The 14,647-nt window shown below is 66.0% G+C and carries 11 protein-coding genes; all 11 read left to right on the top strand.

The window, feature by feature from the left end; genetic code table 11:
* Positions 1-22: 22 nt before the first annotated feature.
* The 11 genes from accB to atzF all read left to right on the top strand — a co-directional run bounded on the left by accB (position 23) and on the right by atzF (position 14,645).
* Positions 23-487 (top strand): acetyl-CoA carboxylase biotin carboxyl carrier protein, encoded by a 465-nt coding sequence (accB, locus tag L1F06_RS03730; protein WP_003242622.1) that lies wholly within the window; start codon positions 23-25, stop codon positions 485-487.
* A gap of 17 nt (positions 488-504) precedes the next feature.
* Entirely contained in the window at positions 505-1,860 is a 1,356-nt protein-coding gene (accC, locus tag L1F06_RS03725) for an acetyl-CoA carboxylase biotin carboxylase subunit (protein ID WP_011920892.1), read from the top strand.
* A gap of 141 nt (positions 1,861-2,001) precedes the next feature.
* Positions 2,002-2,880 carry a 50S ribosomal protein L11 methyltransferase gene (gene prmA / locus L1F06_RS03720; RefSeq protein WP_011920891.1) on the top strand — a complete coding sequence of 293 codons (879 nt, stop codon included), beginning with the start codon at positions 2,002-2,004 and terminating at the stop codon, positions 2,878-2,880.
* A 157-nt stretch (positions 2,881-3,037) separates the two neighbouring features.
* Entirely contained in the window at positions 3,038-4,312 is a 1,275-nt protein-coding gene (locus tag L1F06_RS03715) for a DUF3426 domain-containing protein (protein WP_129482822.1), read from the top strand.
* Between the two features lie 228 nt (positions 4,313-4,540).
* Complete coding sequence (dusB, locus tag L1F06_RS03710) at positions 4,541-5,539, top strand: tRNA dihydrouridine synthase DusB (RefSeq protein ID WP_129482821.1); 999 nt, start codon at positions 4,541-4,543, stop codon at positions 5,537-5,539.
* Positions 5,536-5,856 (top strand): DNA-binding transcriptional regulator Fis, encoded by a 321-nt coding sequence (gene fis, locus L1F06_RS03705; RefSeq protein ID WP_003242613.1) that lies wholly within the window; start codon positions 5,536-5,538, stop codon positions 5,854-5,856. Before dusB ends, fis begins: the two co-directional genes overlap by 4 nt.
* Positions 5,857-5,927: 71 nt before the next feature.
* Positions 5,928-7,535, top strand: a complete 1,608-nt coding sequence (purH, locus tag L1F06_RS03700; RefSeq protein WP_129482820.1) for a bifunctional phosphoribosylaminoimidazolecarboxamide formyltransferase/IMP cyclohydrolase — start codon at positions 5,928-5,930, stop codon at positions 7,533-7,535.
* 219 nt (positions 7,536-7,754) lie between these two features.
* Positions 7,755-9,044, top strand: coding sequence for a phosphoribosylamine--glycine ligase (purD, locus tag L1F06_RS03695; protein WP_129482819.1), 1,290 nt, complete (start codon positions 7,755-7,757; stop codon positions 9,042-9,044).
* A 109-nt stretch (positions 9,045-9,153) separates the two neighbouring features.
* Entirely contained in the window at positions 9,154-11,940 is a 2,787-nt protein-coding gene (locus tag L1F06_RS03690) for a hybrid sensor histidine kinase/response regulator (RefSeq protein WP_129482818.1), read from the top strand.
* A gap of 33 nt (positions 11,941-11,973) precedes the next feature.
* Complete coding sequence (locus tag L1F06_RS03685) at positions 11,974-12,570, top strand: MarC family protein (protein ID WP_011920885.1); 597 nt, start codon at positions 11,974-11,976, stop codon at positions 12,568-12,570.
* A gap of 275 nt (positions 12,571-12,845) precedes the next feature.
* Positions 12,846-14,645, top strand: coding sequence for an allophanate hydrolase (atzF, locus tag L1F06_RS03680; RefSeq protein WP_252576727.1), 1,800 nt, complete (start codon positions 12,846-12,848; stop codon positions 14,643-14,645).
* Positions 14,646-14,647: the final 2 nt, after the last annotated feature.

The raw sequence follows: 14,647 nt of genomic DNA, 5'->3' as shown, positions 1-14,647 counted from the left end.
CACCTCTGGGAGTTGACCATTCATGGATATCCGTAAAGTCAAGAAACTGATCGAGCTGCTGGAAGAATCCGGTATCGACGAGCTGGAGATCAAAGAGGGCGAAGAGTCCGTACGCATCAGCCGTCACAGCAAGACCCCGGCTCAGCAGGTCTATGCCGCCGCCCCGATGCCGGCGCCTGTCGCCGCTCCGGTGGCTGCTCCTGCCGCAGCTCCGGCGGCCGAAGCCGCTCCGGCCGCCGCGCCGAAGCTGAACGGCACCGTGGCCCGTTCGCCGATGGTCGGCACCTTCTACCGCGCCGCTTCGCCGACCTCTGCCAACTTCGTCGAAGTCGGCCAGAGCGTGAAGAAGGGCGACATCCTGTGCATCGTCGAAGCGATGAAGATGATGAACCACATCGAAGCCGAAGCCAGCGGTGTGATCGAGTCCATCCTGGTGGAAAACGGCCAGCCGGTTGAGTACGACCAACCCCTGTTCACCATCGTTTGATGCGCGGGGAGCCTGCAATGCAGAAGCTGGAAAAAGTCCTTATCGCCAACCGTGGCGAAATCGCCCTGCGCATCCTGCGCGCCTGCAAGGAACTGGGCATCAAGACGGTGGCCGTGCACTCCACCGCCGACCGCGAACTGATGCACCTGGGCCTGGCCGACGAGTCCGTCTGCATTGGTCCGGCGCCCGGGGCGAAGTCCTACCTGAACATCCCGGCCATCATCAGCGCCGCTGAAGTGACCGGCGCCACCGCCATCCACCCGGGTTACGGCTTCCTCGCCGAGAACGCCGACTTCGCCGAGCAGGTGGAGAACTCCGGCTTCGCCTTCATCGGCCCGAAAGCCGACGTGATCCGCCTGATGGGTGACAAGGTGTCGGCCAAGGACGCCATGATCAAGTCCGGCGTGCCGGTGGTACCGGGCTCCGACGGCCCGCTGCCGGAAGACGAGGAAGAGGCCCTGCGCATCGCCCGTGAAGTGGGCTACCCGGTGATCATCAAAGCTGCTGGCGGCGGCGGTGGTCGCGGCATGCGCGTGGTGCACAAGGAAGAAGACCTGATCAAGTCGGCCAAGCTGACCCGCACCGAAGCCGGTGCCGCGTTCGGCAACCCGATGGTCTATCTGGAGAAATTCCTCGGCAACCCGCGTCACGTGGAAGTCCAGGTGCTGTCCGACGGACAGGGCAACGCCATCCACCTATATGACCGCGACTGCTCGCTGCAGCGTCGCCACCAGAAGGTGATCGAGGAGGCTCCGGCCCCGCTGATCGACGAGAAGGCCCGCGCCGAAGTGCTCAAGCGCTGCGTCGATGCCTGCGTCGAGATCGGCTACCGTGGCGCCGGCACCTTCGAGTTCCTCTATGAAGACGGCCGTTTCTACTTCATCGAGATGAACACCCGCGTCCAGGTGGAGCACCCGGTCACCGAGATGGTCACCGGCATCGACATCGTCAAGGAGATGCTCAGCATCGCCGCCGGCAACAAGCTGTCGATCAAGCAGGAAGACGTGAAGATCCTCGGCCACTCCATCGAGTGCCGGATCAACGCTGAAGACCCGGACAACTTCATGCCCAGCCCCGGCAAGGTCAAGCACTTCCATGCTCCGGGCGGCAATGGCGTACGCGTCGACTCGCACCTGTACAGCGGCTACAGCGTGCCGCCGCACTACGACTCGCTGATCGGCAAGCTGATCACCTTCGGCAAGGATCGCGACGAGGCCATGGCGCGCATGCGCAATGCCCTGGACGAGATCGTGGTCGACGGCATCAAGACCAACGTGCCGCTGCACCGCGACCTGACCCGTGACAAGGGTTTCGTCAAAGGCGGCGTGAACATCCACTACCTGGAAAAGAAACTGGGTATGGACAAGCACTGAGGCTTAGGCCTGCTGTACCGACAAGGGCTGCCATCTGGCGGCCCTTGTCGTTTCCGGCCGGCGGCCGAACTGGCAGCCCGGCCATCCGTTCAAGTAAGCTGCGCGGCCAAACGCCCCGCCGCATCGCTCATGAGGTTGCCCATGCCCTGGTTACAAGTCCGTCTCGCCATCACGCCCGAGCAGGCGGAGACCTTCGAGGACGCCCTGCTCGAGGTCGGCGCCGTATCGGTGACCTTCATGGACGCCGAAGACCAGCCGATCTTCGAGCCGGACCTGGGCACCACCCCGCTGTGGTCGCACACCCACCTGCTGGCCCTGTTCGAGGCCGATACCGACGAGACCGCACTGATCGCCCACCTGCAGCTGCTGTGTGGCGGCACGCTGCCGGAACATCATGTCGAGCGCATCGAGGATCAGGACTGGGAGCGCAGCTGGATGGACAACTTCCAGCCGATGCGTTTCGGCCAGCGCCTGTGGATAGTGCCGAGCTGGCACGCCGCGCCCGAGCCGGATGCGGTCAACCTGCTGCTCGATCCGGGCCTGGCCTTCGGCACCGGCACCCACCCGACCACCGCACTGTGCCTGGAATGGCTCGACGGCCAGAATCTGGACGGCTGCCGGGTACTCGACTTCGGCTGTGGCTCGGGCATCCTCGCCATTGCCGCCCTGCTACTCGGCGCGCCGCAGGCGGTGGGCACCGATATCGATCCGCAGGCGCTGGAAGCCTCGCGCGACAATGCCAATCGCAACGGCATCGACCCGGCACGCTTCCCGGTGTACCTGCCGGCCGATCTGCCGCAGCAGCCGGCCGAGGTGGTGGTAGCCAATATCCTGGCCGGCCCGCTGGTTTCCCTGGCACCGCAGATCACCGCGCTGGTCCAAGAAGGTGGACGCCTGGCGCTGTCGGGCATCCTCGCCGAACAGGCCGAGGAAGTTCGCGCCGCCTACGCCGGCGCCTTCGACCTCGACCCAACGGCAATCAAGGATGGCTGGGTACGCATCAGCGGGGTGAAGCGCTAGAGCGTCCTGCACGGCGAATGCGTTCGCGATCGGGCCGACTCGATCATGAAACAAACGGAACGCCGTTCGTTCGCAGCCGCACCCCTGGCTGCAGCTTGCGGCTTGAAGCCTGCAGCTACTGCTTTAGACTAGCCGCCTCGAACTCCCGGATCTGCGCATGAGCGAAAGCCACGTCACCCAGTGCCCCCATTGCCGCACCAGCTTCCGCGTCAGCCAGGCGCAGCTGGCTGCTGCCCATGGCGCCGTGCGCTGCGGGGCCTGTCTGCATGTGTTCAATGCCGCCGAGCAGCTGTTCGGCAAGGCCGCGGCCAGTGCGCCGCCAAGCGCAGCCAAACCGGCGCCCGCGCCGGCCGCCAAGATCCAGCCGGAACCCCCGCGCAAGCCGGCGCCGAGCAAACCCGCCGACGACACGCTGTGGATCCACGACGACCTCGACCTGGACAGCCTCGATCTCGACGAGGAACTGGCCAAGCTGGAGGAACAGGAGCAGCAGCTGTCGCAGCAGTTTCTCGCCCTGGAACGCGCGCCGCGCTACAGCGAGACTTTCAGCAGCGCCCCGCCGCCCGAACAGGACGAACCGCACGACGAGGCCTGGGCCGAAGCCCTGCTGCGTGACGAGCCGGTCAAGCGCAGCGGTTTCGAGCTGCAAGCCGAGGATCAGCAGGCATCGCCGGAAGTAGCCGCCCCGATCCGGCCAGTGGACGAGCCCCCGACCGCCGTCGCCCCGCCGCGCCAGCAACCGGCCATCGAAGAACTCGACGAGCCGGACGAGCCACGCCTGGGCGACCTGGATCAGCACCAGGACGATCAGGACCCGCCGGCGCCACAGGTCGGCGCCAAGCGCGAAGAACCGAGGAGCGCGCGCAGCGAACCCGGTCTGCGCGATGAACGCCTGTTCGAGCTGGACGACGAGCCGCTGCAACTGGAGTGGCAACCGCACCAGAGCATCGCCTGGGGCCGGGTGCTGGGCTGGGGCCTGCTCAACCTGCTGGCCGCCGCCGGCCTGCTGGCCCAGTACGTGGCCTACAACTTCGACGAACTGGCGCGCCAGGATCGCTATCGCCCCTGGTTCGAGCAGCTGTGCCCGAATATCGGCTGCAGCCTGCCGTCGAAGGTCGACATCAGCCAGATTCGCAGCAGCAACCTGGTGGTGCGCAGCCATCCGGAGTTCTCCGGCGCGCTGATCGTCGATGCCATCCTCTACAACCGCGCGCCCTTCGCCCAGCCCTTCCCGCTGCTGGAAATGCGCTTCGCCGACCTCGGCGGCCAACTGGTCGCCAGCCGCCGCTTCAAACCCAGCGAGTACCTCGCCGGCGAGCTGGCCGGGCAGAGCGAAATGCCGCCGCAGACGCCCATCCATATTTCCCTGGACATCCTCGACCCGGGCACCCGCGCGGTCAACTACAGCCTCAGCTTCCACTCGCCGGAATAGCCTGCAGCCCGCGCGACGCCTGGCCGCAGGTCTTCCATCTAACTCCTGGCGATAAGGCCATCGCTGTTCAGAATTTGTTCAAAACAGCCTTTATCCGGTCATCCAGAGCGGGTATCATGCCCACCCTTTCGCGAGCACAGGTCCCCCGCCGTTTCCCCCGAGACACGGTGAAGGACAGGTGTTGATCGCCAACAGTCTCAACTGCGAACCAACAAGCAGGGACGCCCCATGTCGGCCCCACGTATTGGCCCTTACACATTGCCCAATCGGTTGATCCTGGCCCCCATGGCCGGCGTCACCGATCGCCCGTTCCGCCAGCTGTGCCGCCGCCTCGGCGCCGGCCTGGTGGTGTCGGAGATGGTCACCAGCGATGTGCGCCTGTGGAACAGCCGCAAGTCCAGCCTGCGCCTGCTGCATGCCGGCGATCCCGAGCCGCGCTCGGTGCAGATCGCCGGTGGCGACCCGCAGATGCTCGCCGAGGCGGCGCGCAAGAACGTCGAGCTGGGCGCGCAGATCATCGACATCAACATGGGCTGCCCGGCCAAGAAGGTCTGCAACAAGGCCGCCGGTTCCGCCCTGTTGCGCGACGAGCCGCTGGTGCGCGAGATCCTCGAGGCGGTGGTCGCTGCGGTGGACGTACCGGTGACCCTGAAGATCCGCACCGGCTGGGACCGCCAGAACAAGAACGGCATCGCCGTGGCGAAGATCGCCGAAGATGCCGGCATCACCGCCCTGGCCGTGCATGGCCGCACCCGCGCCGACCTCTACACCGGCGAAGCCGAGTACGACACCATCGCCGCCATCAAGCAGGCGGTATCGATTCCGGTGTTCGCCAATGGCGACATCGACTCCCCACAAAAAGCCAAGGCCGTGCTCGATGCCACCGGCGCCGATGCCTTGCTGATCGGTCGCGCCGCTCAGGGCCGGCCGTGGATCTTCCGTGAAATCGAGCACTACCTGCGTACCGGTGAAGTTCTCCCGGCGCCGAGCCTGCTCGAAGTGGAACGCATCCTGCTGGAACACCTGGCCGCACTGCACGCCTTCTATGGCGACCTGATGGGCGTACGCATCGCCCGCAAGCATGTCGGCTGGTATCTGGCAACCCTGCCGGGCGCCAGGGAGTTTCGCGCCCAGTTCAATCGTCTGGACAGTACGGACGCACAGTGCGCCCACGTTCGCGCATTCTTTCGCGAACGGCACAACGATGGAAACGAGGTGGCCGCATGACGTTGATGACAGAGACCCTAGTGAGTGGAATTGCACCCGTGAGTGACAACACCAGCCTTAAACAGCACCTGAATACGCCGAGCGAAGAGGGCCAGACCCTGCGCGGCGCCGTGGAGAAGGCGCTGCACAACTACTTCGCCCATCTCGAGGGCGCGGACGTCACCGACGTATACAACCTGGTGCTCACCGAAGTGGAAGCGCCGCTGCTGGAAACCGTCATGAACCACGTGAAGGGTAACCAGACCAAGGCCTCCGAGCTGCTCGGCCTGAACCGCGGCACGCTGCGCAAGAAGCTCAAGCAGTACGACCTGCTGTAAGCGAATTCCCGGAAAAGGGCGGCCAGGTGCCGCCCTTTTTCACTGATTTACCTGTTCCAATGGACCCTACCATGACCGACCAGACCACCCGCCTCCCCGTTCGCCGCGCCCTGATCAGCGTCTCCGACAAGACCGGCATCCTCGAATTCGCTCGCGAGCTGTCCGCCCTTGGCGTGGAAATCCTCTCCACCGGCGGCACCTACAAGCTGCTCAAGGACAACGGCGTGGCCGCGGTGGAAGTCGCCGACTACACCGGCTTCCCGGAAATGATGGACGGCCGCGTCAAGACCCTGCACCCGAAGATCCACGGCGGCATCCTCGGCCGTCGCGCGCTGGACGGCGCGGTGATGGACGAGCACGGCATCAAGCCGATCGACCTGGTAGCGGTCAACCTCTACCCCTTCGAAGCCACCGTGGCCAAGCCTGATTGCGATCTGGCCGATGCCATCGAGAACATCGACATCGGCGGCCCGACCATGGTCCGCAGCGCGGCGAAGAACCACAAGGACGTCGCCATCGTGGTCAACACCGGCGACTACGCCGGCATCGTCGAGTCGCTGAAAGCCGGCGGCCTGACCTACGCCCAGCGTTTCGACCTGGCGCTCAAGGCCTTCGAGCACACCGCCGCCTACGACGGCATGATCGCCAACTACCTGGGCACCATCGACCAGGCGGCGGACACCCTGTCCACCGAAGGCCGTGGCGCCTTCCCGCGCACCTTCAACAGCCAGTTCATCAAGGCGCAGGAAATGCGCTACGGCGAGAACCCGCACCAGAGCGCGGCGTTCTACGTCGAGGCGAAGAAGGGCGAGGCCAGCGTTTCCACTGCCATCCAGCTGCAGGGCAAGGAACTGTCGTTCAACAACGTGGCTGACACCGACGCCGCGCTGGAATGCGTGAAGAGCTTCGTCAAGCCGGCCTGCGTCATCGTCAAGCACGCCAACCCGTGCGGCGTGGCCGTGGTACCGGAAGACGAAGGCGGCATCCGCAAGGCCTACGACCTGGCCTACGCCACCGACACCGAGTCGGCGTTCGGCGGCATCATCGCCTTCAACCGCGAGCTGGATGGCGAGACCGCCAAGGCCATTGTCGAGCGTCAGTTCGTCGAAGTGATCATCGCCCCGAAAATCTCCGCCGCCGCCCGTGAAGTGGTGGCCGCCAAGGCCAACGTGCGCCTGCTCGAATGCGGCGAATGGTCGGCCGAACGCGCTGCGGGCTGGGACTTCAAGCGCGTCAACGGTGGCCTGCTGGTACAGAGCCGCGACATCGGCATGATCAAGGCCGAAGACCTCAAGGTGGTCACCCAGCGCGCGCCGAGCGAGCAGGAGATCCATGACCTGGTGTTCGCCTGGAAAGTGGCCAAGTTCGTCAAATCCAACGCCATCGTCTACGCCAAGAACCGCCAGACCGTGGGCGTCGGCGCCGGCCAGATGTCGCGCGTCAACTCCGCGCGCATCGCCGCGATCAAGGCCGAGCATGCCGGCCTGCAAGTGCAGGGCGCGGTAATGGCCTCCGACGCCTTCTTCCCGTTCCGCGACGGCATCGACAACGCGGCCAAGGCCGGCATCACCGCGGTGATCCAGCCAGGTGGCTCGATGCGCGACAACGAGGTGATCGCCGCGGCCGATGAAGCCGGCATTGCCATGGTATTTACCGGCATGCGCCACTTCCGGCACTGAGTGACAGGGACGCACTGAAGCAGGCATCTGCTGCGTTGTCCGGCCCCTCCCCAATGCTCATTGCCAGAAGGCAACTCCGCTTGGTGAGGGCCCGGACGCCTTGCATCTACCCGCTCCATCGCGCCCCCGAAGGTCTGCAGGAATAAGCTTTTGTAGGGTGGATGACGCTTTTCTCATCCACCATCGGGGCCCCTGGCCCACCTCCTCGAGGAGAACGCAATGAATGTACTGATCATCGGCAGCGGCGGTCGCGAACACGCCCTGGCCTGGAAAGTGGCGCAGGACAAGCGCGTCGAGAAGGTCTTCGTCGCCCCGGGCAACGCCGGCACTGCGGTGGAAGCCAAATGCGAGAACGTGGCCATCGACGTGCTGGCCATCGAGCAGCTCGCCGACTTCGCCGAGAAGAACGTGCAGCTGACCATCGTCGGTCCGGAAGCGCCGCTGGTGAAGGGCGTGGTCGATCTGTTCCGTTCGCGCGGCCTGGACATCTTCGGTCCCACCGCCGCCGCCGCCCAGCTGGAAGGCTCCAAGGCCTTCACCAAGGATTTCCTGGCCCGCCACAAGATCCCCACCGCCGATTACCAGAACTTCACCGAGATCGAGCCGGCGCTGGCCTACCTGCGCGAAAAAGGTGCACCCATCGTGATCAAGGCCGACGGCCTGGCTGCGGGCAAGGGCGTGATCGTCGCCATGACCCTGGCCGAAGCCGAAGACGCCGTGCGCGACATGCTCGCCGGCAACGCCTTCGGTGAGGCCGGTTCGCGCGTGGTGATCGAGGAGTTCCTCGACGGCGAAGAAGCCAGCTTCATCGTCATGGTCGACGGCCAGAACGTGCTGCCGATGGCCACCAGCCAGGACCACAAGCGCGTCGGCGACGCCGATACCGGCCCCAACACCGGCGGCATGGGCGCCTATTCGCCGGCACCGGTGGTGACGCCCGAGGTGCACCAGCGCGTGATGGACGAGGTGATCTACCCCACCGTGCGCGGCATGGCCAGCGAAGGCAACGTCTATACCGGCTTCCTCTATGCCGGCCTGATGATCGACAAATCCGGCGCGCCCAAGGTCATCGAATTCAACTGCCGCTTCGGCGACCCGGAAACCCAGCCGATCATGTGCCGCCTGGAAAGCTCCCTGGTGCTGCTGGTCGAGGCCGCGCTGGCCAAGGCGCTGGACAAGGTCGAAGCCACCTGGGACCCGCGTCCGACCGTGGGCGTGGTGCTGGCAGCCGGCGGCTACCCGGGCGACTACGCCAAGGGCGACGTGATCGAAGGTCTGGATGAAGCCGCCCAACTCGACGGCAAGGTGTTCCACGCCGGTACCAAGCTTTCGGACGGCCAGATCGTCACTGCCGGCGGGCGCGTACTGTGCGCCACCGCCATCGGTCGCACGGTGGCCGAAGCCCAGCAGCAGGCCTACCGCCTGGCCGAGAAGATTCGCTGGAACGGCATGTTCCACCGCAGCGACATCGGCTACCGCGCCATTGCCCGCGAGCAAGGCGAAGGCTGAGGCCGCTCAGGGAATACGCCGCGGCAGGCCATAAAAAGCCCCGCCGCGCCGTATTCCCCCGAGCAAATGCTTGGCTATAATCCGGCCACTCATTTAGAAGGACTTAACCGTGTGCCGGCTCAGGATTGCCATCGGACTACTCGCCAGCCTGCTGTTGCTCGGCCTCAGCCTGACAGCCAGCGCCGCCCCGTCCTCGACGGGCACCCAGAGCTGGTCCTATCTGGTCGACGCCAGCGCCCGCCTGGGCCTGGAAGAAGTACGCGCCCAGCGCCAGCAGTTCAAGCCGCTTAGCAAACAGTCCTTCACCTTCCCGCCGAGCCAGCATGCCGTCTGGCTGCGCGTCGAACTCGCCCCGCAACAGCAGCCCGCCTGGCTTTGGGTCTTTTCACCGCGGGTGCAGTACCTCGACTACTACCTGCTCAGGGATGGCCAGCTGGAGCAGAACCTGCACACCGGCGAAGCCATGCCGCTGGACTCGCGTCCGCTGCCTTCGCGCTTCTACCTGATGCCCCTGCCCAACGACGGCCAGGCCCGCGTCGCCTACGTCCGTCTGACGTCCAACCATCCGCTGATGACCTGGTTCAAGGTCATGGATCAGGCCGAACTGGTCAGCCTGGAAAAGCCCGCCTACCTCTACGGCATGCTGTTCGGCGCCCTGCTGCTGCTGACCCTGTACAACCTCATCCGCTTCTTCTACAGCCGCAGCGCCACCGGTCTGTGGCTGGCCGGAGTGAATATCGGTCTGGCGGTGTGTTCGTCGGCCAATCTCGGCATTTTCGCCCAGTGGTTGCCCAGCCTGGGCTACAACCAGTCGCTGATCGCCGATCTGTCGGCGCTGTTCGCCGCCTTCAGCGCCCTGGCCTTCGGCCTGAGCTTCTTCCACGGCACCACGGTGCAGCACAGCCCGCTCAACCGCCTGCTGCAGGGCAACGCGCTGCTGTTGCTGGTGTATGCGCTGTGCATCGCACTGACCGGGTTGTTCTGGTTCAGCTCGCTGGTCTATCTGCTGGTGGCGTTGAGCAGCATCAACCTGCTGCTGGTGGGCAGCCTGCACTGGCGCGCCGGTTACCAGCCGGCGCGGCTGATCGCCGTGGGCATGCTGGTGTTCAACCTCGGCTTCGGCTTCTTCGTGCCGGTGCTGCTCGGCTTCGATCAGCTCAACCCGGGTTGGCTGGTGCTCGGCGTGTTCAGCGTGGCGACCCTGGCCGGCCTGATCCTCAGCGTCTCGCTGACCGAACGTCAGCGGCAGATCACCTCCGACACCCTCGACAGCCGCACCGCGCTGGCCGCCAGCAGCGCCGAGCTGCGCGCCAAGGCCGAGTTCCTGGCCAAGATCAGCCACGAGATCCGTACGCCGATGAACGGCGTGCTGGGCATGACCGAACTGCTGCTGGGCACGCCGCTGTCGGCCAAGCAACGCGACTACGTGCAGACCATCCACAGCTCGGGCAACGAGCTGCTCACCCTGATCAACGAAATTCTCGACATTTCCAAGCTCGAATCCGGGCAGATCGAACTGGACGACGTGCAGTTCGACCTCGGCGCGCTGATCGAGGACTGCCTCGACATCTTCCGCGCCAAGGCCGAGCAGCAGAAGGTGGAGCTGATCAGCTTCATCCAGCCGCAGGTGCCGCGGGTGATCAGCGGTGACCCCACGCGCCTGCGCCAGGCCCTGCTGAGCCTGCTGGACAATGCCTTCAAGCAGACCGACGAGGGCGAGATCCTGCTGGTGGCCGCACTCGACAGCAGCGACGGCAAGCACCGCCTGCGCATCGCCGTGCAGGACAGCGGCCGGCCGCTGCTGCCGGAAGAGCGCGACGCCCTGCTCAACGCCGAACTGCAGAGCCGCGACTTCCTCTCCGCCACCCGCCTGGGCGGGCGCCTCGGCCTGATCATCGCGCGCCAGCTGGTGCGCCTGATGGGTGGCGAGTTCGGCATTCAGGGCAGCAGCAACCAGGGCACCACCCTGTGGCTGGCCCTGCCGCTGGACCCCGCCCGCCTGGAACAGCCGGAAACCGATCTGGACAGCCCGCTGCAGGGTGCGCGCCTGCTGGTGGTGGACGACAACGACACCTGCCGCAAGGTGCTGGTGCAGCAATGCAATGCCTGGGGTCTGCAGGTCAGCGCCGTGCCCTCCGGCAAGGAGGCCCTGGCCCTGCTGCGCACCAAGGCGCATATGCGCGAGTACTTCGACGCGGTGCTGCTGGACCAGGACATGCCCGGCATGACCGGCATGCAACTGGCGGCCAAGATCAAGGAAGACCCCAGCCTCAACCACGACATCCTGATCATCATGCTCACCGGCATCAGCAACGCGCCGAGCAAGGTGATCGCACGCAACGCCGGGATCAAGCGCATCCTGGCCAAGCCGGTGGCCGGCTACACGCTCAAGACCACCCTGGCCGACGAGCTGGCCCAGCGCCCCAACGACAGTCCTGCGCAGGCCGCACCGACGCCGGTGAGCACGCCGCTGAACGTGCCGGCCGACTTCCGCATTCTGGTGGCCGAGGACAACAGCATCTCCACCAAGGTCATCCGCGGCATGCTCGGCAAGCTCAATCTCAAGCCGGACACCGCCAGCAACGGTGAGGAAGCCCTCAGCGCGATGAAGGCGCAGCCCTACGACCTGGTACTGATGGACTGCGAAATGCCGGTGCTCGACGGCTTCTCCGCCACCGAACAGCTGCGCGCCTGGGAAAAGAGCGAGAAGCGCCCGCGCACACCGGTGGTGGCACTGACCGCGCATATTCTCAGCGAACACAAGGAACGCGCGCGCGCGGTGGGCATGGACGGGCACATGTCCAAGCCGGTGGAGCTGTCGCAGCTGCGCGAGCTGATCGAGCACTGGATCGCCGAACGCGAACTGCGTCGCCAGCGCGATGCGCTGCCACACTGATAGCCTTTCCTGCCTTTCTGCGAGCCTGCCGCCATGGCGTCCGAGTTGTTCAGCCTGTACCTGAAGATGCTGGTGCTCTACAGCCCCTTCTTCGTCCTTTCCTGCTTTATCGGCCTGAGCCGCGGCTACACCCTCAAGGAACGCAAGCGCCTGGCCTGGAAGGTGGCGCTGGCCACGCTGATCGCCAGTGTGCTGCTGTACCTGTTCGGCAAGCACATCTTCACCCTGTTCGGCATCACCATCGACGCCTTCCGCATCGGCGCGGGCTCGGTGCTGTTCATCTCCGCCCTCGGCATGGCCCAGGGCAAGCCGGCGGTGCAGAGCGACAACGTGCAGCAGGACGTGACCATCGTGCCGCTGACCATTCCCCTGACCGTCGGCCCCGGCACCATCGGCGCCCTGCTGCTGATGGGCGCCAGCCAGCCGCACTGGGACGACAAGCTGGTGGCCGTGGCGGCGATCTTCCTCGCCAGCCTCACCGTTGGCGTGGTGCTGTACCTGTCTAACCAGTTCGAGCGCCTGCTCGGTGACCAGGGCCTGCAGATCGTCAGCCGCCTGATGGGCCTGTTCGTCTGCGCCCTGGCCGCGCAGATCATCTTTACCGGCGTGAAAAACTACCTGGTGCCGTAAATGTGGGTGCGCCAAGCGCACCAGCGGTCATCACAGAACCCCGGTGGTGCGCACGGCGCACCCTACATGCCCGTTGCGCCGAGCGCACCGGCAGCCCCTGAAGCTCTGCACCATCCGCTTGCAGGGCGGCCCCACCGCGGTGCAACCCACCCTGCCAGCGCCCTTACCCATCGCGCTGAAAATCACCTAACCCGCTGAAAACAAAGGCCTTAGCAGAACTGGCACCGTCATTGCTCTAGCGATCCCAACTTGGATACAAGATGGAATCTCGAAGCATGTCCAACGCACCGACCGCCCTCACCCTCGCCGGGTGGCAGCAAGCCTACCGCGACGGTCAATCGCCAGCCGAACTGCTGCACGCCCTGCGCCTGGAGTTGCGCACTGATGACAGCGCCTGGATCGCCCTGGCCAGCGCAGCTCAGCTCAACGCTCAACTCGATGCCCTGGCCAGCGCGCTGCAAGATGCCGCCGGCGACCTGAGCAAGCTGCCGCTGTACGGCGTGCCCTTCGCCATCAAGGACAATATCGACGCCGCCGGCTGGCCCACCACCGCGGCCTGCCCGGAGTTCGCCTACGGCGCCGAAACCGACGCCAGCGTGGTCGCCCGCCTGCGCGCCGCCGGCGCCATCCTGATCGGCAAGACCAACCTCGACCAGTTCGCCACCGGCCTGGTCGGCACCCGCTCGCCCTACGGTGCAGTGCCTAACAGCTTCAACCCGGATTACGTCAGCGGCGGCTCCAGCTCCGGCTCGGCCAGCGTGGTCGCGCGCGGTCTGGTGCCATTCTCGCTGGGCACCGACACCGCCGGCTCCGGCCGCGTGCCGGCAGGCTTCAACAATATCGTCGGGCTCAAGCCGACCAAGGGCTGGCTGCCCAACACCGGCCTGGTGCCGGCCTGCCGCAGCATCGACTGCATCTCGGTGTTCGCCCTGACCGTGGCCGATGCGCTGACCGTGGCCAGTATCGCCGGTGGCTACGACGCCGCCGACGCCTACAGCCGCAAGAACCCGAACAGCGCCAGGGTCGGCATGCCGGCCCTGCCGCGTCTGGCCGTGCCGGCCAACCCCGAGTTCTTCGGCGACAGCCAGAACCAGGCCGTCTATGAGGCCGCCCTGGGCAAGCTGCGTGAACTGGGCGCCGAGCTGGTGGAGATCGATTTCACACCCTTCCGGCAACTGGCCGAGCAGCTTTACTACGGCCCCTGGGTCGCCGAGCGCACCGTCGCGGTGGAAGGGGTCGACCCGGCGCATATCAATCCGGTGGTGCGCGGCATCGTCGAAAACGGCCACCAGTACAGCGCCTGCGACGCCTACAAGGCCGAATACATCCGCGCTGAGCTGAGCCGCCGCATCAACGACGCTCTGGCCGGCTTCGACGCTCTGGTGGTGCCGACCTCGCCGACCATCCGCACCCTGGCCGAGATGCAGGCAGAGCCGGTGCTATTCAACAGCCAGTTCGGCACCTACACCAACTTCACCAACCTCGCCGACCTGTGCGCCCTGGCCGTACCGGCCGGCCTGCGTGCCGACGGCCTGCCGGCCGGCATCACCCTGATCGCCCCGGCCTGGCATGACCAGGCATTGGCCGCCTTCGGCCAGCGCTGGCAGCAGGCACTCAATCTGCCGCTGGGCGCCACTGGCAAGCCGCTGCCCGTGCAAATCGCCAGCGACAAACCGGCGCCGGGCTGCATCCGTGTCGCGGTGGTCGGCGCGCACCTGACCGGCATGCCGCTGAACTTCCAGCTCACCACGCGCGATGCCGTGCTGGTGGAGCAGACCACCAGCGCCGCGCATTACCGCCTCTTCGCACTGCCCGGCACGGTGCCGCCCAAACCGGGCCTGGCGCGGGTCGCCGAGGACGGCGCCGAGATCATCGTCGAACTGTGGGACGTGCCGCAGGCGCGCTTCGGTGAATTCGTCGCCGAGATCCCGCCACCACTGGGCATCGGCAACCTGGAGCTGGCCGACGGCCGTTGGGTCAAGGGCTTTATCTGCGAGCCCTACGCGCTGGATGGCGCGCGCGACATCACCGGCTTCGGTGGCTGGCGCGCCTTTATCGCCGAAACCAGGAAGTGAAT

The sequence above is a fragment of the Pseudomonas hydrolytica genome, from assembly GCF_021495345.1.
Taxonomy (GTDB): domain Bacteria; phylum Pseudomonadota; class Gammaproteobacteria; order Pseudomonadales; family Pseudomonadaceae; genus Aquipseudomonas; species Aquipseudomonas hydrolytica.
The sequence above is the reverse complement of the archived record's forward strand: the minus strand, read 5'-3'. Positions and strand labels throughout refer to the sequence as shown.